Raw genomic sequence first — 19678 nt, forward strand, 5'->3', positions numbered from 1 at the left:
CGGGAGAGGCGGGCGATGCGCTCCGCGGGGCGGGCCGCCGCGCTCACGGCGCGGGCCGCTGGCGGCGCTGGCGACGGCCGGATTCCGCCGGGGGCGCCTCGCCCGCGGCGGCGGCGCTCGCCGGGGCCTTGCCGTCCGCCTCGGTACCCGAGGCCGGGCCGCCGGTGATGCGCACGCCGGCGCCGTCGCGCAGGCGGTCGGTGCCGTCGACGACCACCCGGTCGCCGACCGACAGCCCCTCGGTCACCACGGTGCGCGGCCCGTCCGTCTCGCCGGTCTTGATCGGCCGGACCACGACCTTGTCGTCGCCCTCCATCAGGTAGACGTAGGTGCCGGGCGTGCCCCGCAGGATCGCGCCGGTCGGCACGATGGCCGCGTCCCGCACCGTGTCCACGGTCAGCTTGGCGTTGACGAACTGGTTCGGGAACAGCGCCTCGTCGTCGTTCTGGAAGAGGGCGCGCAGCTTCACGGTGCCGGTGGTCGTGTCGATCTGGTTGTCGACCGTGTCGAGCGTGCCGGTGGCGACCTCGTGGGCGTCGCCGCGGTCGTAGGCGCGCACCGCGAGCTTGGCGCCCGAGCGCACCCGCCGCATCACCCGGGCGACGTCGTCCTCGGGCAGGGTGAAGACCACCGAGATCGGGTGGAGCTGGGTGACGACGACGATCGCCGTGTTGCCGGCGGTGATGTAGTTGCCCTGGTCCACCTGCCGCAGGCCGACGCGCCCGTCGACCGGCGAGATGATGCGGGTGTAGGCGATGTTGAGCTTCTGCTGGTCGACGAGCGCCTGGTCGGCCGCCACCGTGCCCTCGTTCTGCTTCACGAGCGCCGCCTGCGTGTCGACGTTCTGCTTCGAGATCGAATCCTGCTGCGAGAGGCGCTGGAAGCGGGCGAGGTCGAGCTTCGCGTTCTGCAGCAGCGCCTGGTCGCGGGCGAGCTGGCCCTGGTACTGCGCCAGCAGGGCCTCGTAGGGGCGCGGGTCGATCTGGGCGAGGAAGTCGCCCTTCTTGACCATCTGGCCCTCGCGGTAGCCGATCTCGGTGAGGTAGCCGCTGATCTGCGAGCGCACGGTGACGGTCGCCAGCGGCGTCACGGTGCCGAGCCCCTGCAGCACGACCGGCATGTCGCCCTTCGTGACGGCGGCGATGCCGACGGCCTGGGGCTGGTCGTGGCCGCGCCCGCCGCGGCCGGGCCCGCCCTTGCCCCGCGTCGCGGAGGGCTCGCCCGCCGTCTCGGTGCGCGACTTGTCGTACCAGCGATGCGCGACCGCCCCCGCCCCGCCGAGGACGAGCAGCACCAGGAGCCAGCGGATGAGGCGGCTGCGCCGGCGCGTGCGCGCGGGGGCGGGCACCCCGGGGTACTCGCGCGCCGTCTCCGTGCGGATGGGTGAGCTCTCGTTCATGCGGTGCGTGCTTGCTGCTGCGATCCTCGGGCCTGATCCGGAGGGCGGCCCCGCCCTGCGGCCTTACCCCGGCCCGGGTGAGGGGCACACCCCTCTCGCTCTCCCCCGATAGACGTCGTCGCGAATGCCCGAGTGTACAAGATTTCGGCAGATGGTCCCGGTGCGGCACTTTCGGACGCCGGAACCGTCCGCAACCGGTGCAGGGCCAATACGCCACCCGTAAGGCGTGCAGGTTTCCGCCGTGTTGCTGGTCCGCGGTGTCGCCGGCCACGGAGTGCCGCGCGGGCATGGGCGCGCGAGAGCGCGGGGCCGGTCGAGGATCGGTGTGGATCGGGGAGCGTGCGGGCGCCGGGAGCGCATTCGGCGGCCCGCGAGGCGGGAGGGGCGCCCGCGGAGCCGCACGAAGCGGGCCGCCAAGGTCTTGGCGGCCCGATCCACGACCGGAGCGGTGCGTCGCAGGAGCGAAACGAGGGGGCGGAGTTTCGTCCCCGCAGCCACCGCTCCAGCCGTGTGTCCGAGAGGTAGCTCACGGGTGATGAATGTCAATAATCGTCAGTCGCCAAATCCTCCCGCCCGGCCGGCACCCGGCTTTCGACGTGCCGTTTCGCACGTTTCGCGGTCGCTCGCGCCCGTGCTAGAGCAGCCCGGCCCGGCAGCTTGCCCTCTCGGGAGCCGCCCCGCATCCCCGACCGACGGCCCGACCAGGATGGCATGAATCCCGTCTTCGCCGATCTGCCGACCTCCGTCTTCGAGACGATGTCGCGCCTCGCCCGCGAAACCGGGGCGATCAATCTCGGGCAGGGCTTCCCCGACGATCCCGGCCCGGCCGACATCCGCGCGCGGGGCGCGCAGGCGCTCGCCGAGGGCTTCAACCAGTACCCGCCGATGATGGGCCTGCCGGTTCTGCGCGAGGCGGTCGCCGCGCACTACGCCCATCACCAGGGGCTCGACCTCGACCCCACGACGGAGGTGATGGTGACCTCGGGCGCCACCGAGGCGCTGGCCGGCGCGCTCCTCGCCCTGATCGAGCCGGGCGACGAGGTCGTGCTGTTCGCGCCCCTCTACGACGCCTATCTGCCGCTGGTCCGCCGGGCCGGCGGCGTGCCGCGGATCGTGACCCTGCGCCCGCCCGGCTTCGGCCTCGACGAGGCGGCGCTCGCCGCCGCCTTCGGCCCGCGCACGAAGGTCGTCCTCCTGAACAACCCGCTCAACCCGAGCGCGACGATGGTCTCCCGCGCCGATCTCGAGCTCCTCGCGGGCTTCTGCCGCCGCTTCGACGTGACGGCCGTGTGCGACGAAGTCTGGGAGCACGTCGTCTTCGACGGGCGCGCCCACATCCCGCTCATCGGCCTTCCGGGCATGCGGGAGCGGACGGTCAAGATCGGCTCAGCGGGCAAGATCTTCAGCCTCACCGGCTGGAAGGTCGGCTTCGTGATGGCGGCCCCGCCCCTGATGCGGGTGCTCGCCAAGGCGCACCAGTACCTCACCTTCACGACGCCCCCGAACCTGCAGGAGGCGGTGGCCTACGGGCTCGGCAAGGAGGACGCCTATTTCGAGGGGATGCGGCGGGATTTCGCGCGCTCGCGCGACCGCCTCGCCGCGGGCCTGCGCGGCCTCGGGCTGAGCGTGCTGCCGAGCGCGGCGACCTACTTCCTCAACGTCGACGTGGCGCCCCTCGGGGTTCGCGACGACGCGGCCTTCTGCGAGACGCTGGTGCGGCGGCACGGGGTCGCGGCCATCCCGGTGAGCGCCTTCTACGCGGAGGATCCCGTGCGGCATCTCGTGCGCCTGTGCTTCGCCAAGAGCGACGCGACGCTCGACACGGCCCTCGACCGGCTCGGCGATCTCGCCCGGAGGGCGGCGTGAGGCCGGCCCGGACGGCGCTCGCGCGGGTGCGCGCCCGGGGGAGCCTCGTCGCCCGGGTGAGTCTTGTCGCCGCCCCGGAGCGGGGCCACATCAGGCTCCATGACCGCTTCCGAGCCCTTCCGCGCCATCCCGCGGGACCCCGCGACGGCCTACGGCCAGAGCCCGGGCGCCAACCCGCCCTTCCGCTTCACGGACACGAGCCGGGAGGCCAGCCTCGCGCGCCTCGAGAAGCTCGCCTTCCTGCTCGACTCGGCCTTCCTGATCCCGGGCACCAACCGGCGCGTCGGGCTCGAGGCGGTGATCGGGCTGGTGCCGGTGATCGGCGACATCGCGGGCGTGGCGCTCTCCTCCTACATCCTCTACGAGGCCAAGCGCCTCGGCGTGCCGCGCTGGCTTCTCGCCCGGATGGCGCTGAACGTCGCCTTCGACGGTGCGGTGGGCGTGGTGCCCCTGGCGGGCGACCTGTTCGACGCGGCCTTCAAGGCCAACCGGCGCAACGTGCGCCTGCTGCGCCGCCACCTGGAGCGCAGCGGGGCCGTGCGCCCGAACGAGATCGACGGAACGGCGACGCGCCTCGACTGATGCGGGGCCCGACGCCCCGCGGGCCGCGGGAGGCGGGCCGGTGAACGAGCACGCCCCTCTCACCGCCGGCGAGGCCGTGGCGCCGGCCATTCCCGGCGCGCAGGCGATCGTCGCCGCGCCCGCGACCCGTCGCGGCCTGTCGCCCCTCAACCGGCGGCGCCTCGCCAATTTCCGGCGCAACCGCCTCGGCTTCTGGTCGTTCGTGATCTTCCTCGGGCTGTTCGTCCTCAGCTTGTTCGCGGAGTTCATCGCCAACGACAAGCCGATCATCGCCTCCTACAAGGGCGAGATCCTGTTCCCCGTCGTCATCGACTACCCGGACGAGAAGTTCGGCGGCTTCCTGGCACGCACCGACTACCGCTCCGCGGAGACCCGCAGGGAGATCGCCGAGAACGGCTGGGCGATCTGGCCGCCGATCCCTTACTCCTACGACACGATCCTGACCGGGCTGCCGACGCCCTCGCCCTCGCCGCCGACCTGGATGCTCACGGACGAGCAGTGCCGCCCCGTCGCCGAGCGCACCGGCGGCACGGGCTGCAAGGACATCGAGTGGCACTGGCTCGGCACCGACAACACCACGCGGGACGTGCTCGCGCGCATCATCTACGGCTTCCGCATCTCGGTGCTGTTCGGGCTGATCCTCGCCCTGGTCTCGTCGGTGATCGGCGTCGTGGCGGGCGCCGTGCAGGGCTATTTCGGCGGCTGGGTGGACCTCGCCTTCCAGCGCTTCATCGAGGTCTGGAGCGGCATCCCCACCCTCTACCTCATCATCATCATCTCGGCCTTCATCGCGCCGGGCTTCTTCGTGCTGCTCGGCATCCTGCTGCTGTTCTCGTGGGTGGCGCTCGTCGGCGTGGTGCGGGCCGAGTTCCTGCGCGCCCGCAATTTCGAGTACGTGCGGGCGGCCCGCGCGCTCGGGCTCTCGAACCTGCGCATCATGGCCGTGCACCTGCTGCCGAACGCCATGGTGGCGACCCTGACCTTCCTGCCGTTCATCCTGAACGGCTCGATCACAACCCTGACCTCGCTCGACTTCCTCGGCTTCGGCCTGCCGCCCGGCTCGCCCTCGCTCGGGGAGCTGCTCGCCCAGGGCAAGGACAACATCCAGGCGCCCTGGCTCGGCCTCACGGGCTTCGCGGTCGTCGCCACGATGCTGAGCCTGCTGATCTTCGCGGGCGAGGCGGTCCGCGACGCCTTCGACCCGCGCAAGACGTTCTCGTAGCAAGACGTTCTCGTAGGGGACCCTCCCGGGGATCCCGCCGTGCCGCGGACCGGCCGCGGCACGGGTAGAGCCTGGGCAGTCCCCCTCCCGGACCTCAGCGGCCGCTGCCGCCGCCGCCGCCAGCGCTGTTCGAGGTCGGCTTGTTGTTCTCCTCCGCGTTGCCGGAGGCGGCGGACGAGCTCTTCGGGTCGCGGCCCTGCGACAGGGCGGGCGTGACGAGCACCGGCGCGGCGACCAGAAGGGCGAGCACGCCGGCGGCGACGGATTTCCTCATGGAGTCTTCCTCGGGGCGCCCCCGCCCGCGCGGGAGCGCGGGACCGGTGGGAGGACGCGCGAACACAACCAGTGATTTAATTCTTGGTTGCGTCGTCGCCGCCCCGGACGAGGGCGGGCCGGGGCCCGCCCGCGAGCCTCAGGCGAGCGCCCGCGCCGCGGCGGCGACCTTGCGCACCGAGGCGTCGACCGCGTCGGCGGCCTGCGCGATGCTCGCCATGCTGCCCCGCACGGTGCTGACGCTGTCGGCGGCGTTCTGCATGTTGGCGGCCATGTCGCGGGTCACCGCCGACTGCTCGGTCACCGCCGAGGAGACGCTCAGCGCGATCTCGCTCAGCGCGCCGATCGTCCGGGTCACGCTCTCGATCGCGCCCACCGCCTGGGCGGTCGCGCTCTGCACGGCGCCGATCTGCTGGGCGATCTCCTCGGTGGCCCGCGAGGACTGGTTGGCCAGGGCCTTCACCTCGGCCGCGACGACCGCGAAGCCGCGCCCCGCCTCGCCGGCGCGGGCCGCCTCGATGGTGGCGTTGAGCGCGAGCAGGTTCGTCTGGTCGGCGATCGAGCGGATCAGCGTGACCGCCTCTCCGATCCGGTCGGCGGCCGAGGTCAGGCCCGAGATGATGTGGCCCGCCTCGCCCGCCCGCTGCACCGCCTCGTCGGAGATCGTCTTCGACTCGCTGGCGTGGCGGCTCAGCTCGTTGATCGAGGCGGCGAACTCCTCTGTGCCGGCGGCGACGGCCTGGACGTTGCCCGAGGTGTGGCCCGCGGTCTCGGTGGTGGCGCGGGTCTGGCGCGCGACGTCGGACATCGCCTGCATGATCGCCCCGATATCGGCCTCGATGGCCTTCTGCCCGTCCATGCGGCGGTTCCGGTCCGTCACCTGCTGCGTCACGTCGGTGGCGAACTTGACGACCGCGCAGGGCTTGCCGTCGGCGTCGAGGATCGGGTTGTAGGCCCCGAAGATCCAGACCGCGCGCCCGCCCTTGGCGACGCGCTGGAACTCGCCCGCCTGGTAGCGCCCCGCCGCCAGCGCCTGCCAGAAGGCGGCCGAGCCGCGCTCGGCGTCGCAGACGAACAGGCTGTGGTGGCGCCCGCGCACCTCCTCGAGGGCGTAGCCCATCGTCGCCAGGAAGTTCGCGTTGGCGTCGGTGATCGTGCCGTCGAGCGTGAAGTGGATGACGGCCTGCGACCGGTCGAGGGCCGCGATCTGGGCCGCCGTCGCCGCATCATGCGTCTTGCGCTCGGTGACGTCGGTGGCGAGCTTCACGATCTTCACGGGGCGGCCGCGCCGGTCGAGCACCGGGTTGTACGCGGCCTGGATCCAGACCGGCCGGCCGGACTTGGAGATCCGCTTGAACTCGCGCGCCTGATGGCGGCCGGCCCGCAGCGCCGCCCAGAACGTGCGGTACTCCTCGCCGCTCCGCTCGTCCTCCGGCACGAGCATGCTGTGGTGTTGCCCCTTCAACTCGGCGAGCGTGTAGCCGAGGACGGCGAGCATGTTCGGATTCACGAAGGTGATCGTTCCGTCGAGATCGAGTTCGACCCGGCCCTGCGATCGATCGAGGGCATTCAGTGTGGCCGATTGCAGGAATTCACCGAATCGCATGATCTTCCACCCGGTGCCGATGCGAACGGGAAGAGGATTTCGTCCGGATTGGCTAACAAGACGTTAATCGGATGCTGATCACGAAAAAGTGAGCAGATTTGCCGAGTTGAATGTGTTCAAAATGCATCCCAAAGTTGTTCTCACCCTCGGCTGACCTTCACCCGCGGAGAGTTTTCCGGATCCCGATCACTCCCATCTGCAGCGGCACCGCGAATCGGATCGGGACGGGCGCGCTCCGCCCGACGAGAGCCAGTGTCCGCGCCGGGTCGTGCCTCGCCGACGCGTCGAACACGGCTTCCGGAGCCGGTGGGCTCGTGTTTGACCGCTCCTGCTCACTATTCCGCCAAAGGCGCCGACTTCCAATTGTACGAAGTACAACATTCACGGATAATTCTGCTCATGTTGCTAGCTCGCCTTGAAAAATCGGCCGAGCTCCTTCGACCAGACGCGGTCTGAATTCATCCTCTTTCGGTGTTTGTTGCGAAAATAGCTACACATTTGACCTTGCGTTCCGCGCGCATCGTCATAACTTGCGCTCCGGAGGGGATTCAGCGTTGAGGATCATGAAAATGTCCGAGGTTGCACAAGCACCGCAAAGTGTCGATATCGAACGCACAGTCGATGTGGTCTCCGCCTACATCTCGAACAATTCGCTTCCCACCGCCGATCTTCCGGCGCTCATCGTGAGCGTCCACGAGGCACTGAAGAGCCTCGCCAACGGCCCGCTCCAGACCGAGGCGGATGTGGTCGAGCGGCCGACGGCGGCTCAGATCCGCAAGTCGATCCGCCCGGACGGACTGGTGAGCTTCATCGACGGCAAGTCCTACAAGACCCTGAAGCGGCACCTGACGAAGCACGGGCTCGACCCGCACACCTACCGCGAGCGCTACGGCCTGCCCAACGATTATCCCACCACATCCGCGAACTACTCGGCGCAGCGCTCCGCCCTCGCCAAGAGCCTGGGTCTCGGCCAGCCGGGCCGCCTCGGGGCGGACGTTTCGGAGCCGCCGGCCGAGCCGCAGGCTGCCGCGAGCGAGGATCGGCGTCGCCCGGCGGGGGGCAAGGGCCGCGCGAGCCGCAAGTCCGCCGTGGCGGTGGCCTGAGCGGGACGGATCAGAGGGACCGCGCGCCGTTCCGGCGAAGGAGCCAGCCTCTGGCCCGCAGGATGAGGGCGGGACGCACGCGGGAGATGTCGTCGGCGTCGAGGAGCGGTGAGCCGCTCAGGGCCGACAGGTAGGCCGCCTCTTCGTCGCGGCAGGCGCGCAGCGCCGAGTCGGCAGCGAGGCTGCGGCTCGAGAGGGCGGCCTGCAGGGTGAAGCTGCGCTGGAGGCAGCCGTGCCAGACTTGGTGCCGGTCCGCGGCCTCGCCGGCGAGCGCGCGGGGCGCCGGGCCGAGGAGAGCGGCCGCCAGCATGCAGAGCGCGAGGCGTCTCGGCGGGCGCATCGTCATGGCGTGGTCACGGCGGGGCGGCTCCGGGTCGAGCCTCACCCTCGCGCGCCGTGCTTGACGAACCCTGAAGACGCCCGGTGCGCGCCGTCCCCTTCCGGGACGGCTCTAGCGGTTGGCGGTCGTGGTCGGCGAGGGCGCGCGGCCGAGGGAGACCCAGCCCACCGCGTCCTGGCTCTCGCGCTTGATGAAGGCGTAGCCCGTCTGCCGCCAGGGCAGGACCGTGCTGGTCTTGTTGTCGAGGATGAAGTCGCCCCGGTCGGTGATGAGCGTCAGGACCGCGTGGCCCTCGCCCTTCTCGTCGATCACCACCGTCATGCGCATGGCGCGGCGCGGAAGCCCGGCCTCCGCCAGCATGTGGCGCTTGAGGAGTTGGAAGTCCTCGCAGTCGCCGATCCCGTCCTCGGCCATGTCCCAGCGGTCGGGGACGCTGAGGTGGTCCATGTCGGTCATCGCCCGCACGGCCTTGTTCACCCGGCGGTTGACCGAGACGATCGTGTTCCAGGTGGCGGGCGTCAGCGCGATCGACGCGGGCTCGCTGCGGTCGACGGCGCACTCGGCCGCGTAGCTCTGGCAGAAGGTGACCCAGGCGGAGATCGGCCGGGCCTCGCCGGACACGCTCGCCGCGCTCGGCACCGCGGGCAGCGCCGCGTAGGTCTGGGCCGCCGCCGGCGCGGCGAGGGCCGCGAGGGCGAGCCCCCCGAGCGCGAGGCGCCCCAGCGCGCGCCGGGCCGACACCGAAACCCGCTTCGAACCTGCGAACCGCATCGCCGCGCCCAACTCGTTAAGCTTTCGTTAACGAACGTCTCACGGCCGGGCTCCGCCGGCAATCGGGCGGTTAAGATTGGGTTAACGCTGTGTGTAACCCGTACGGGTGTTCCGGGCCCCGCGCTCAGCGCCCGGCGGCGGCCTCTAGGCTCGCGAACTGCACGAGACCGGGCCGCGCCCGCAGCCTGCCGAGGGCGGCCTCGGCCGCCGCGGGCGCGAGGGGCTCGGCCGCGAGGCGCAGGCGGTAGAGGCCGCCCGGCCGCGGCCCGTCGACGATCACGGCGCCGATCTCGCGCAGGGCCTCGGCGATCTGCCCGGCGGTGGCCGCGGGCGCGAAGGCGACGAGGGCGAAGCTGCCCGCGCCGGCCGCCGGATCGCCCCCGTGCGAGGCGGTCTCGTAGCCGGGGCCCGCGGGCCCGCGCAGGAGCGCGCCGGCGAGCAGGCCGGCCTGGGCGAGGATCACGAGACAGGCGGCGAGGCCGAGCCCGGCCAGCGCCGGCGGCGAGAGCCCGGCGAGCGCCCCCCCGAGCCGCGCGAGAAGGCCGCCCGTGCTGCGCCTGCCCCGCTGGGCGAGATCGCTGTCGATCCGCGCGAAGAGCGCGTCGCGGGCCCCGCGCGAGGGCGCCCCCAGGGCCTCGTTGACCGCGACGGTCTCGGCCCGCTCGGCCTCCGCCAGGGCGAGGCGGCGGCCGAGATCGGGGTCGCGCGCCAGGGCGGCCGCAACGCGCTCCGCCTCGGCCGGATCGAGGCGGCCGGTCGTCCGCCAGGGCAGGAGCAGGTCGAGGTCGTCGGGCGCGGCCGGGCCTCTCGGCGGCGAGGGCGGGCCGGAAGGGGGCGGATCGGAAGGGGTCATGGCGCTCACCTCACGGCCAGCCGCGGTCGATGCCGGCGGCGAGCAGGAGCTCGGACAGGCGCTTGCGCGCGTGGAACAGGCGCGTCTTCACGGTCCCGGCCGGGATGGCGAGAACCTGCGCCACCTCCTCGACGGAGCGTTCGTGATAGTAGACGAGATCGACCACCATCCGGTGCTCGGCCGAGAGGCCGGCGATGCAGCGGCGCAGGGCCTCCGCCTTGCCGGCCTTCTGCAGCACGGTCTCGGGGGTGTCGGCCTCGTCGGGCACGGCCTCGGCGGCCTCCGGCTCCAGCTCCGCGTGCGACCTGGCGCGCAGCGCCGAGAGCGCCTTGAAGCGGGCGATCGACAGGAGCCAGGTCGTGACGCTGGCCCGGCCCTCGTAGCGGCCGGCCTGCTGCCAGACATCGAAGAACACGTCGCTCACGAGATCCTCCGCGCGGCTCGCATCCCGGAGGATGCGGACCAGGAACCGGTACACGGCGGTGGCGTGGCGGCCGTAGAGGGCCTGCATCGCGGCGCGATCACCCCGGGCGACCCGCGCGACGAGATCCGCGTCCGACAGGTCGCTCATCCGTGCTCACCGGTTCGTCGCGCGGGGGCGCCTTCCGGTTCACGGCGGCCAACCGATTTCCGGGCGGGGCGGCGGGCCATCATCGGCCGTCCGGTGCCGCGGTGAGGACCGGCTCCGCGCTCATGCCTCCCGAGACCTGCTCCCCCGAGACCGGTCCTCCCGAGACCGATCCTCCCGAGACCTGCGCGGGCGCGCGCTCCGGCGCGGCGAGCGCCCGCAGGATGCCCTCGGCGTCCGCGAAGCCCGCGCCGAACTCGGGGTCGGGCCCCGGCGCGCCGAGGTCGCGGGCGCCGCGGGCGAGGCCGGCGCGGATCTCGGCGGGCGAGAGGGCGGGCCGCGCCTGCAGCATCAGGGCGACGATGCCGCTCACCTGCGCGGCCGCCATCGAGGTGCCGGAGGAGAAGCCGTAGGCGGCGGACGGCGCGGCCACCAGCACCTCGACGCCGGGGGCGGCCACGCAGACATGGGCGCCCCGGTTGGCGGCGGGGAACAGCCGGTCCTCGGCGTCGGTGGCGGTGACGGCGATCACGTTCGGGTCGGCCGCGGGGAAGAGCGGCGGCGAGGCGGGCCCGGCATTGCCGGCCGCCGCCACGTAGACCGTGCCGGCCCGGGTCCCGGCCTCGAGGAAGCGGGCGAGCGCCGCGTCCTGCGGTCCGGCGAAGCTCATGTTGACGACCCGCGCCCGGGCGCGCGCCGCCCAGTCGACCGCGCGCAGGACGTGGAGCGTCGTGCCCTGCGCGCCCGCCGCCGTCTCGCCGGAGAAGGCCCGCGCGGCGAGGAGGCGCGCCTCGGGTGCGGCGCTCGCGAGCTGGGCGCGGGCCGCGAGGATGCCGGCGACCGCCGTGCCGTGGGGGTGCGGCTCCGGGCCGCGCGCGCCGCCGAGGGCGTCGTAGCGCTCGGACACCGCGCCCTGCAGGGCCGGGTGAGCCTCGTCGATCCCGGAATCGATCACCGCGACGGTCACGTCCCGGCCGGTCGCGGCGCGGTGCGCCTCGTCGAGCCGCAGCTTCGCGGCCGCGTACTGCACGCTCGCGAAGGTCGGGGCCGCCCCCACGAGGCTGTAGGCGTGGTTGGCCTGCGCGGATTCCACCTGCGGGTCCCGCGCCAGCGCGGCGACCACCGCCCCCACGGAGCGCCCGCCCCGGATGCGGGCGCGGTTGAGGGTCAGGGGCACCAGCGTGAAGGTGTCGGCGGAGACGAGGTCGAGCCGCTCGCGGGCGAGGATGGTCCGCAGCGCCCGCGGGCCGGCACCGGGCCGCAGCGCGAACAGCACCTCGCCCGGAACCTCGCCGGGCTCGGCCAGGGCCTGGGCGGGCTGCGCCGCGGGCAGCGGCGCGGGCCGCGCGGGCGGCGGCGGCTTCGTGGCGAGCTTCGCGGGCTTGCGGGCGGGCTCCGGCACCCCGCGCTCCGGCTCGGGCGCGGCCTGCCGCCGGGGCGGCCGGCGCGGTTCGGGCGCGGGCCGCGACTGCACGGCCCGGCGGGGCGGCCGCTCGGCCTCGGGCGGGCGCGCCGTCTCCGGCCGGCGCCGCGGCGGCGGCTCGTCCTCCTCCTCGACGGTCTCGCGCTGCGGGATCAGGCGCGGCACGATGCCGATGATGCCGGGCAGCCCGATCATCGGCCCGCCGCCGTAGCCCCCGCGGGAGGGGTAGCCGCGATCCGGCAAACCGCGCTCGAACCCGGCCCCGGGCCGGGTCTGCGCCGCGGCGGGCGCGAGGCCGGCGGCCAGCAGGAGAAGGGTCGCGGCGAGGCGGCGGGTCGGTCGCGCGCGGAAGGGCTGCGTGTCGAACGGCTCCCGCATGGCAGGACGATCCCCTCGGCGCGCCCGCCGCCCGGCGGAGGGCGGGGGGTCAGCTCGACTGTAGATGAGCCCGCCGGCGAGGTCCACGACGGCTCCGGGAGCGGGCGGGGAGGCCGGGCGGCCTCACTCGCAGACACGGACCTTGCGGACGTAGACGTTGCCCTCCTCGTCCACCATGCGGCGGCGCTCGATGAAGCAGGCGTCGGTCTCGGCCGCGCTCGCCGCGATGGCGCCGAGTGCGAGGCCCCCCGCCAGCGCCGCCGCGCCGTAGCCCCAGCCCGGCCCGTAGCCGTAGCCCGGCTTCTTCACGCCGAGGCCGGGAAAGTACTTGATGGTGGGGCCTTTCTTCGGGCCGAAGCAGGTGCCGGAGAGGGCGCAGGGCGCGATCTTCAGCTTCTCGGCGCGCGCGCCGGTGCCGAGGCCGGCGAGGACGAGGGCGGAGAGGGCGATCGGGAGGAGGGCGGAGCGGGCCATGGCGGGGATCCTTCGGAGGCGTCTCGGGCCGCCCATCGCGGCCCTGACATCCGTTGGTCGCGCCATCCCGCCGATCGGTTCACCGGCCGACGCATTTTCTCGCGCTTTTTTTCGCGGGCCCGCCGCGAGCCCCGCCGTCAGCCCGGATGCGTGTTGTGGATCTGCTCGAAATCGAGGAGCGCGGTCTCGATCACGATCTGCGTCCGGCTGATCACCTCGAGCTTGCGCAGGATCTCCGAGACGTGGGCCTTCACGGTCGAGTCGCCGACCTGCAATTCGTGGGCGATCTGCTTGTTCAGCTTGCCCTGGCGGATCATCATCAGGACGCGCAACTGCTGCGGGGTGAGGCGCGCCACCCGCTCGGCGAGGGGCGCCTTGCCGCGCCCGGCCTGCTGGCTCGGGGCGCTCCCCGCCTGCGCGAGTTCGGGCGGGATCGCCAGCGCGCCGCTCAGGACGTCCGAGATCGCCCGGGTCAGCGTCGCCTTGTCGACCGCCTTCGGCACGTAGCCGGCCGCCCCGTGCTGGAGCGCCTCGCGCATGATGCGCGGATCCTCGTGGCCGGAGACGATCAGGATCGGCACGCGGGGGAAGCGGGTGCGGACGGTGACGAGGCCGTCGAAGCCGGCGACCCCCTGCATGGAGAGGTCGAGCAGCGTCAGGTCGATGCCGCGGTTGGCCGCGAGCACGGCGCAGGCGCTCGCGATGCCGTCGGCCTCGTGGAGGATCGCGTCCGGGTAGGCGAGGCGGATCGCGCTCGCGAGCGCGTCCCGGAACAGCGGATGGTCGTCGACGATCAAGAGTTGCATGGGCGCGTCTCCCGCACCGTCCTCGGCGGGAAGCCCGTTGTCCCACGATCCCGCATCCCGGTCCAACACACGCCCTCCCTCGCACATGGGGCCCGGATCCGGAGCCCGGCCTGGGCCGGGCACGGCGGCGACCCCGGCAGCCTGGATGGGCGTTGAGGAATCCGCCCAGGCCCCGGGGCCCCGTGGACCCGCCGCCGGAGGAGCCGGCGGCGGGGACTCACCTCAGCGGGAGGCGACGGTCTTGGGCAGCTTGAAGGCCCAGAAGCTGCCGCCCTGGTTGATGCCGGCGGTGGACTTCGCCACCTCGCCGCCCCAGAGCGGCACCGCCCCGCCCCAGCCCGCCGCGACGCCGACCCACTGCTCGCCGTCCTGCTCCCAGGTGATCGGCGAGGCGACCACGCCGGTGCCGACCTGGAATTTCCAGACCTCCTCGCCGGTCTTGGCGTCGAAGGCCTTGAGGAAGCCCTCGGGCGTGCCCGTGAAGACGAGGTTGCCCGCGGTGGTGAGCACGCCGGCCCAGAGCGGGGCCTTGTTCTTGTACTCCCAGACCACCTTGCCGTTCGTCGGGTCGATGGCCTTGAGCGAGCCGATATGCGTGTCGAAGATCGGCTTGATGGTGAAGCCGGCGCCCAGGTAGGCGGCGCCCTTCTTGTAGTTCACCGGCTCGTTCCAGATGTCCATGCCCCACTCGTTCGAGGGCACGTAGAACAGCTTCGTGTCCGGGCTGTAGCCGATCGGCATCCAGTTCTTGCCGCCGAGGAAGCTCGGCACCGCGAACACGGTCTTGCCCTTCTTGCCGTCCTCGGACTTCGCCGGGTCGCCGGGGCGGAAGGCGTCGTCGTAGATCGGGCGGCCGTCCTTATCGATGCCCTTGGCCCAGTTGATCTTGGCCACGAACGGCGAGGCCGAGATGAATTTCCCGTTCGTCCGGTCGAGCACGTAGAAGAAGCCGTTGCGGTCGGCGGTGGCGCCGGCCTTCACGGTCTTGCCGTCCTTCTGCATGTCGAAGGGCACGAACTCGTTCACGCCGTCGAAGTCCCAGCCGTCGTGCGGCGTGGTCTGGAAGCCCCAGACGATCTCGCCGTTCTCCGGGTTGAGCGCGATGCGCGAGGCCGACCACTTGTTGTCGCCCGGCCGCAGCGCCGAGTTCCACGGGCCCGGGTTGCCGGTGCCGAAGTAGATCAGGTTCGTCTCGGGGTCGTAGGTGCCGCCGAGCCAGGTGGCGCCGCCGCCGAACTTCCACATGTCGCCGGGCCAGGTCTCGTTGACCTTGCCCGTCATGGTCGAGGGCTTGCCGTTGAGGGTGCCCATGTGGCCCTCGATGACCGGGCGCTGCCAGACGAGCTCGCCCGTCTCCGCGTCGCGGGCCTCGACCCGGCCGACGATGCCGAACTCGCCGCCCGACACCCCGGTGATGACCTTGCCCTTCACGATGATCGGGGCGGCCGTGTAGCTGTAGCCGGCCTTGAAGTCGTCGATGTCCTTCTTCCAGACGACCTTGCCGGTCTTCTGGTCGAGCGCCACGAGCTTGGCGTCGAGTGTGCCGAAGATGACCTTGTCCTTGTAGAGGGCGGCGCCCCGGTTCACGACGTCGCAGCAGGGCAGGATGCCCTCGGGCAGGCGGGCGGCGTACTCCCACTTCTTCTCGCCGGTGCGGGAATCGAGGGCGTAGAGGCGCGAGTAGGAGCCGGTGACGTAGATGACGCCGTCCTTGACGAGCGCCTGGCTCTCCTGGCCGCGCTGCTTCTCGCCGCCGAAGGAGAACGAGTAGGCCGGCACGAGGCCCTTGATGGTGTCGCGGTTGATCGTCTTGAGCGGGCTGTAGCGCTGGGCCTCGGGCCCGAGGCCGTAGGTGACGACGTCGCCGGTGGTCTTGGCGTCGTTCAGGATGTCCTGCTCGCTCACGCCCTCGGCCTGCGCCGGCAGCCCGCCGGCGACGAGCGCGAGCGCCCCCACGGCGCTCAGGAATGTCGTCCGTACCCTCATGGCGTTTCCTCCGTTATGGTCGCGCGGCCCCGTTGGCGGGTGCCGTCGGGGCCTCGCTCCCCGATTCGAAGGAGCCCCTTGTGGCCGAGCGTAGAGCGGCCCGGGACCGGCTCTTATTGGCCATTAGTCGAATATTCTCAGATTTTTCTCAGGTTTCGACAGTTTTAGCGGCAACAAAAGCAGATCCGCCCGGCCCAATGACCTGGGCCGGGGATTGCTCTTGCAGTTCACCCGCCCGCACGGGGCGCTAGTAACCTTTCGGCGCTGTGAAACCGACGCCGTAGGTCTCGCAGATCGCCTTGAGCCGTCCCTCCGCGGTCAGCGCCGTGATCGCGTCGCCGACCGCGTAGGCGAGGTCGCGGGAATCGGTGCGCACGGCGCCCCCGAGCTCCCACTGCGCCTTCACGAGGCCGGGCATCGCGATCTCGACGACCGGGTTCTCCTCCGGGGAGGCTCCGCCCGCGCGCAGGGCCGCCTCGATCCCGGCGCGGGTCCCGGCGAGGATCGCCGTCTCTCCCGCGAGGTAGGCCCTGGCCGCCGCGTCGAAATCCCGGAAGTGCCGGAGCGCGTCGCGGTAGCGGCCGCCCTCGGCCATCAGCAACTGGAGGTCGGAGGCACTCGTCCCCTCCACCGCCACGAGGTGGCCTGCGATGTCGCCGACCGCCCGCAGGTCCTCCACCTTGCCCTTGCGGTAGGCGAGGGCGAGGTGCTGGTCGAAGTAGGGGGTCGTCAGGAAGATCTGCTCGTTGCGGGTCGCGAGCATCCGGTCGTGGGGCACGTGCAGCATCAGGTCCGCGAGCGGGCTGCCCGCGAGGTCGCCCTTCCACAGGTTGAGGCGCAGGTCCCCGTCGACGTTCTCGCCCGCGTCCACGATCCGCAGGTCGAGGCGAAGCCCCAGCTTCTCCGCGATGGCCCGCGCGAGGTCCACGTCGATGCCGCGCGGCTTGCCGCCCCGCTCCTCGGAGAAGGGCGCGTTGTCGCCGTAGAGGGCGACGCGCAGGGTTCCGGAGGCCACGACCTCGTCGAGGGGCCGGGCCTGCGCCGCTCCCGCAGCGAGGAGGGCGAGCCCCGGGATCGCGAGCGTCCGCAGGAGGTTGCGGCAGGACGCGCGGGACGGGGCGCGGAGCGCGGGGCGCATCCTACTCCTCGTGCTTGGCTTCGAGATAGCTGCGGATCGCCCAGAGGGCCTCCTGCGAGAGCACGCCCTCGAAGGCCGGCATCTTGGTGACGCCGTTGATGAGGGCGCCGTGGCGCACGCGCTCCTGGAACCAGGTGTCGCCCTCCTGGCCCTTCTCGAGGTAGCGCAGGTCCGGCGCGAGGCCGCCCGAGATCACCTGGAGGCCGTGGCAGCGTGCGCAGTTCTGGTTGTAGCCGGAATCGCCGATCGCGATGGCCGTGGCGTTGCCGCGGTAGGGATTCTCGCTGCGCCATTCGTCGCCGAGGGGCTCGAGGCCGGTGGTGTCGACGGGCTGGGGCTGGACGTCGCCGTGGGCGAGCACGGGCTGGGCCGAGAGGGCGAGGCCGAGCGCGAGCGCCGCGCTCCCCGCGAGCCGGGGGACTGTCCGCATACCGTTTCCTCCTGATCTTGATGAGGACGGTAGCAAGGCCCTCCGGCCGAACCCATTGTGCTTTGGTACAGCTTCAGGTCGCGGCGCTTATGCACCTTGGTCCAATATCGGCCGGGTGTGCTTGGCCCCTATCGTCGGCCCACAACAATCGATCCAGGGTGGAAGCGGGAACGGCCGCGATGCGGGCTGGCGGTGAGCGCGGGGACGGCGCGGCGGGGCGGGCGGCCGCTTCCGCGCGGCTCGCCATGGGCCTCGCGCTCCTCGCCGCGCTCCTGCTGCCGGGGCTCGCCGCCGCCGCCGAGGCGCCGCTGGCGATCCACTACCTGGAGCGGCGCGTCGAGCGGCCGACGCCTCTCAACAACGAGGATCCCGTCCCCGACGACGAGGGCGGCGCGGGCGCGGAGCTCGGCCTGCGCGACGCGAACGCCACGGGCCGCTTCCTCGGCCTCTCCTTCGCGCTCACGCGGACGCTCGTCGAGCCGGGCGAGGATCTGGCCCTGGCCTTCGCCAGGCTCGGTGCGCCCCGCTTCGTCGCGCTGAACGCGCCGGCCGAGGACGTGCTGGCGCTCGCGGACCTGCCGGAGGCGAAGGGCACGCTCTTCCTCAACGTCGGCGCCCCTGACACGCGGCTGCGCGACCGGGATTGCCGGGCCCGCCTCCTGCACGTCCTGCCCTCCCGCGCCATGCTCACCGACGCGCTGGCGCAGGCCCTCGTCTTCAAGCGCTGGACGCGCATCCTCCTCGTCTCCGGGCCCCGGCCCGCCGACCTGCTCTTCGCCGAGTCCCTGAAGGCCAGCGCCCGCAAGTTCGGGGCGCGGATCGTCGCCGAGACCCGCTTCGACGTGCGCGGCGCCGACATCCGCGACTCGGCCCTGCGCGAGTTCGCCCTCGTGACCCGGGGGCCCGAGCACGACGTCGTGGCGGTGGCCGACGAGGCGGGGGAGTTCGGCACGAACCTCGTCTACAACACCGCCGCGCCGCGGCCCGTCGTCGGCACGCAGGGGCTCTCGCCCGCCGCCTGGGGCCGGCCCGTCGAGGCCTGGGCCGCCGCGCAGCTCCAGGGCCGCTTCCGCAAGCTCGCGGGGCGGGCGATGCGGCCGGTCGACTACGCGGGCTGGCTCGCCGTCCACGCGGTCGGCACCGCCGCCGCGCAGCTGAAAAGCCTCGACCCGGCCGCCATCCAGGCCCTGATGCTCTCGCCCCGCTTCGAGGTCGGCGGCTTCAAGGGCCGCCCGCTGAGCTTCCGTCCCTGGAACGGGCAGTTGCGCCAGCCGGTCTTCCTGCTCTGGCCCGGCGCCGTGGTGGCCACCGCGCCGGTCGAGGGCTTCCTGCACAAGCGCACCGAGCTCGACACGCTCGGCCTCGACGAGCCCGAGAGCGCCTGCCGCGCCTTCGGACGGGCGGGCGGGTGAGCGTGATGACGCGACGGAGACCCAGCATGTTCCGACCCTGCCTCCTCGCGCTCGCCCTCGTGGCGGCGCCCGCCCGCGCCGAGGAGGTGTTCGTCTCGAACGAGCGCGACAACACGGTCTCGGTGATCGACACCGGCAGCCTGGAGGTGATCCGCACCTTCGCGGTCGGGCGCCGGCCGCGGGGCGTCACCTTCTCGCGCGACGGGCGCCGCCTCTACGTCTGCGCGAGCGATTCGGACGCCGTGCAGGTGATCGACCCCGACAGCGGGAAGCTCCTGCACAACCTGCCCTCCGGCGAGGACCCGGAGCAGTTCGCGCTGGCGCCCGACGACCGCACGCTCTTCATCGCCAACGAGGAGAACGCCACCACGACCGTGGTCGACGCCGAGACCCGCAAGGTGCTGGCCCAGATCGACGTCGGCATCGAGCCCGAGGGCATGGCGGTGAGCCCGGACGGGCGGATCGCGGTGACCACCTCCGAGACCACCAACATGGTCCACTGGATCGACGTGCCGAGCCTGAAGGCTGTCGACGCCACGCCCGTCGAGCAGCGCCCGCGCCACGCCGAGTTCAGCCGCGACGGCGCCCGGCTCTGGGTCTCCTCCGAGATCGGCGGCAGCGTCGCGGTGATCGACGTGGCGAGCCGCCGGGTCGTCGAGACGATCCGGTTCGAGATCAAGGGCATCGCGGCCGACCGCATCCAGCCGGTCGGCGTCGCGCTGACGCGCGACGGGAACCTCGCATTCGTGGCGCTCGGTCCCTCCGACCGGGTCGCGGTGGTGGACGCCCGGACCTACCAGGTGCTCGGCTACATCCTGGTGGGGCGCCGGGTCTGGCACCTCGCCCTCCTGCCGGACGAGAGCCGGCTCCTCACCACGAACGGCGTCTCGGGCGACGTGACGGTGATCGACGTGGCGAGCCGGAAGGCCGTCAAATCGATCAAGGTCGGCCGCTTCCCCTGGGGCGCCGCCGTGCGCCCGGGCGGGGCAGGCCGGTCCGCGGGCGTGGTGCCGTGAGGGCAGACGAAGCCGGCGCCCCACCTCTCCCG

19 protein-coding genes are annotated in these 19678 nt (G+C 72.6%); 6 read left to right on the forward strand and 13 right to left on the reverse strand.

What is annotated here, in order from left to right; translation table 11 throughout:
• Nucleotides 1-43: 43 nt before the first annotated feature.
• Nucleotides 44-1399: an MdtA/MuxA family multidrug efflux RND transporter periplasmic adaptor subunit gene (locus tag MOX02_RS03890; RefSeq protein ID WP_147024417.1), complete on the reverse strand. Its 1356-nt coding sequence runs from the start codon at nucleotides 1397-1399 to the stop codon at nucleotides 44-46.
• 711 nt (nucleotides 1400-2110) lie between these two features.
• Here MOX02_RS03890 and MOX02_RS03895 point away from each other — a divergent pair.
• The 3 genes from MOX02_RS03895 (at nucleotide 2111) to MOX02_RS03905 (ending at nucleotide 5069) form a co-directional block, all read left to right on the forward strand.
• On the forward strand, nucleotides 2111-3265 hold the full coding sequence (locus MOX02_RS03895) for an aminotransferase (RefSeq protein WP_147024418.1): 1155 nt from the start codon (nucleotides 2111-2113) through the stop codon (nucleotides 3263-3265).
• Between the two features lie 99 nt (nucleotides 3266-3364).
• On the forward strand, nucleotides 3365-3847 hold the full coding sequence (locus tag MOX02_RS03900; RefSeq protein WP_147024419.1) for a DUF4112 domain-containing protein: 483 nt from the start codon (nucleotides 3365-3367) through the stop codon (nucleotides 3845-3847).
• Nucleotides 3848-3887: 40 nt separating this feature from the next.
• Nucleotides 3888-5069 carry an ABC transporter permease gene (locus tag MOX02_RS03905; RefSeq protein WP_147024420.1) on the forward strand — a complete coding sequence of 394 codons (1182 nt, stop codon included), beginning with the start codon at nucleotides 3888-3890 and terminating at the stop codon, nucleotides 5067-5069.
• Between the two features lie 94 nt (nucleotides 5070-5163).
• Here the strand turns inward: MOX02_RS03905 and MOX02_RS03910 are convergent, their stop codons facing one another.
• Both MOX02_RS03910 and MOX02_RS03915 read right to left on the reverse strand, forming a co-directional pair.
• Nucleotides 5164-5343, reverse strand: coding sequence for a hypothetical protein (locus MOX02_RS03910; protein ID WP_147024421.1), 180 nt, complete (start codon nucleotides 5341-5343; stop codon nucleotides 5164-5166).
• 138 nt (nucleotides 5344-5481) lie between these two features.
• Nucleotides 5482-6948: a methyl-accepting chemotaxis protein gene (locus MOX02_RS03915; RefSeq protein WP_147024422.1), complete on the reverse strand. Its 1467-nt coding sequence runs from the start codon at nucleotides 6946-6948 to the stop codon at nucleotides 5482-5484.
• 569 nt (nucleotides 6949-7517) lie between these two features.
• On the opposite strand from MOX02_RS03915, the gene MOX02_RS03920 reads away from it, so the two are divergent.
• The gene (locus MOX02_RS03920) at nucleotides 7518-8051 is read left to right on the forward strand and encodes a Ros/MucR family transcriptional regulator (protein WP_147024423.1); all 534 of its coding nucleotides are present in this window, start codon (nucleotides 7518-7520) and stop codon (nucleotides 8049-8051) included.
• 10 nt (nucleotides 8052-8061) lie between these two features.
• On the opposite strand, the gene MOX02_RS03925 is transcribed toward MOX02_RS03920, so the two are convergent.
• The 10 genes from MOX02_RS03925 to pedF all read right to left on the reverse strand — a co-directional run bounded on the left by MOX02_RS03925 (nucleotide 8062) and on the right by pedF (nucleotide 17218).
• Nucleotides 8062-8397 (reverse strand): hypothetical protein, encoded by a 336-nt coding sequence (locus tag MOX02_RS03925; protein ID WP_147024424.1) that lies wholly within the window; start codon nucleotides 8395-8397, stop codon nucleotides 8062-8064.
• A gap of 105 nt (nucleotides 8398-8502) precedes the next feature.
• On the reverse strand, nucleotides 8503-9162 hold the full coding sequence (locus MOX02_RS03930; RefSeq protein ID WP_147024425.1) for a transglutaminase-like cysteine peptidase: 660 nt from the start codon (nucleotides 9160-9162) through the stop codon (nucleotides 8503-8505).
• Between the two features lie 124 nt (nucleotides 9163-9286).
• Nucleotides 9287-10015 (reverse strand): hypothetical protein, encoded by a 729-nt coding sequence (locus tag MOX02_RS03935; protein ID WP_238179715.1) that lies wholly within the window; start codon nucleotides 10013-10015, stop codon nucleotides 9287-9289.
• 10 nt (nucleotides 10016-10025) lie between these two features.
• The gene (locus tag MOX02_RS03940; RefSeq protein ID WP_147024426.1) at nucleotides 10026-10586 is read right to left on the reverse strand and encodes a sigma-70 family RNA polymerase sigma factor; all 561 of its coding nucleotides are present in this window, start codon (nucleotides 10584-10586) and stop codon (nucleotides 10026-10028) included.
• Nucleotides 10587-10665: 79 nt separating this feature from the next.
• Nucleotides 10666-12384 (reverse strand): S8 family serine peptidase, encoded by a 1719-nt coding sequence (locus MOX02_RS03945; RefSeq protein WP_147024427.1) that lies wholly within the window; start codon nucleotides 12382-12384, stop codon nucleotides 10666-10668.
• Between the two features lie 123 nt (nucleotides 12385-12507).
• Nucleotides 12508-12858: a hypothetical protein gene (locus MOX02_RS03950; RefSeq protein ID WP_147024428.1), complete on the reverse strand. Its 351-nt coding sequence runs from the start codon at nucleotides 12856-12858 to the stop codon at nucleotides 12508-12510.
• A gap of 137 nt (nucleotides 12859-12995) precedes the next feature.
• Complete coding sequence (locus MOX02_RS03955; RefSeq protein WP_147024429.1) at nucleotides 12996-13664, reverse strand: response regulator; 669 nt, start codon at nucleotides 13662-13664, stop codon at nucleotides 12996-12998.
• A 222-nt stretch (nucleotides 13665-13886) separates the two neighbouring features.
• Nucleotides 13887-15650: a PQQ-dependent methanol/ethanol family dehydrogenase gene (locus MOX02_RS03960; protein WP_147024430.1), complete on the reverse strand. Its 1764-nt coding sequence runs from the start codon at nucleotides 15648-15650 to the stop codon at nucleotides 13887-13889.
• 247 nt (nucleotides 15651-15897) lie between these two features.
• Nucleotides 15898-16788 (reverse strand): substrate-binding periplasmic protein, encoded by an 891-nt coding sequence (locus MOX02_RS03965; protein ID WP_147024431.1) that lies wholly within the window; start codon nucleotides 16786-16788, stop codon nucleotides 15898-15900.
• Nucleotide 16789: 1 nt separating this feature from the next.
• Nucleotides 16790-17218: a cytochrome c-550 PedF gene (pedF, locus tag MOX02_RS03970; RefSeq protein ID WP_147024432.1), complete on the reverse strand. Its 429-nt coding sequence runs from the start codon at nucleotides 17216-17218 to the stop codon at nucleotides 16790-16792.
• 179 nt (nucleotides 17219-17397) lie between these two features.
• Here pedF and pedA1 point away from each other — a divergent pair, with 179 nt between their 5' ends.
• Together pedA1 and MOX02_RS03980 are read left to right on the forward strand one after the other, a co-directional pair.
• Nucleotides 17398-18630: a lanthanide ABC transporter ABC transporter substrate-binding protein PedA1 gene (pedA1, locus tag MOX02_RS03975; RefSeq protein WP_147024433.1), complete on the forward strand. Its 1233-nt coding sequence runs from the start codon at nucleotides 17398-17400 to the stop codon at nucleotides 18628-18630.
• A 26-nt stretch (nucleotides 18631-18656) separates the two neighbouring features.
• Complete coding sequence (locus MOX02_RS03980; protein ID WP_147024434.1) at nucleotides 18657-19646, forward strand: YVTN family beta-propeller repeat protein; 990 nt, start codon at nucleotides 18657-18659, stop codon at nucleotides 19644-19646.
• Nucleotides 19647-19678: the final 32 nt, after the last annotated feature.

Origin of the sequence: Methylobacterium oxalidis, assembly GCF_007992195.1 — a bacterium.
GTDB lineage: Bacteria > Pseudomonadota > Alphaproteobacteria > Rhizobiales > Beijerinckiaceae > Methylobacterium > Methylobacterium oxalidis.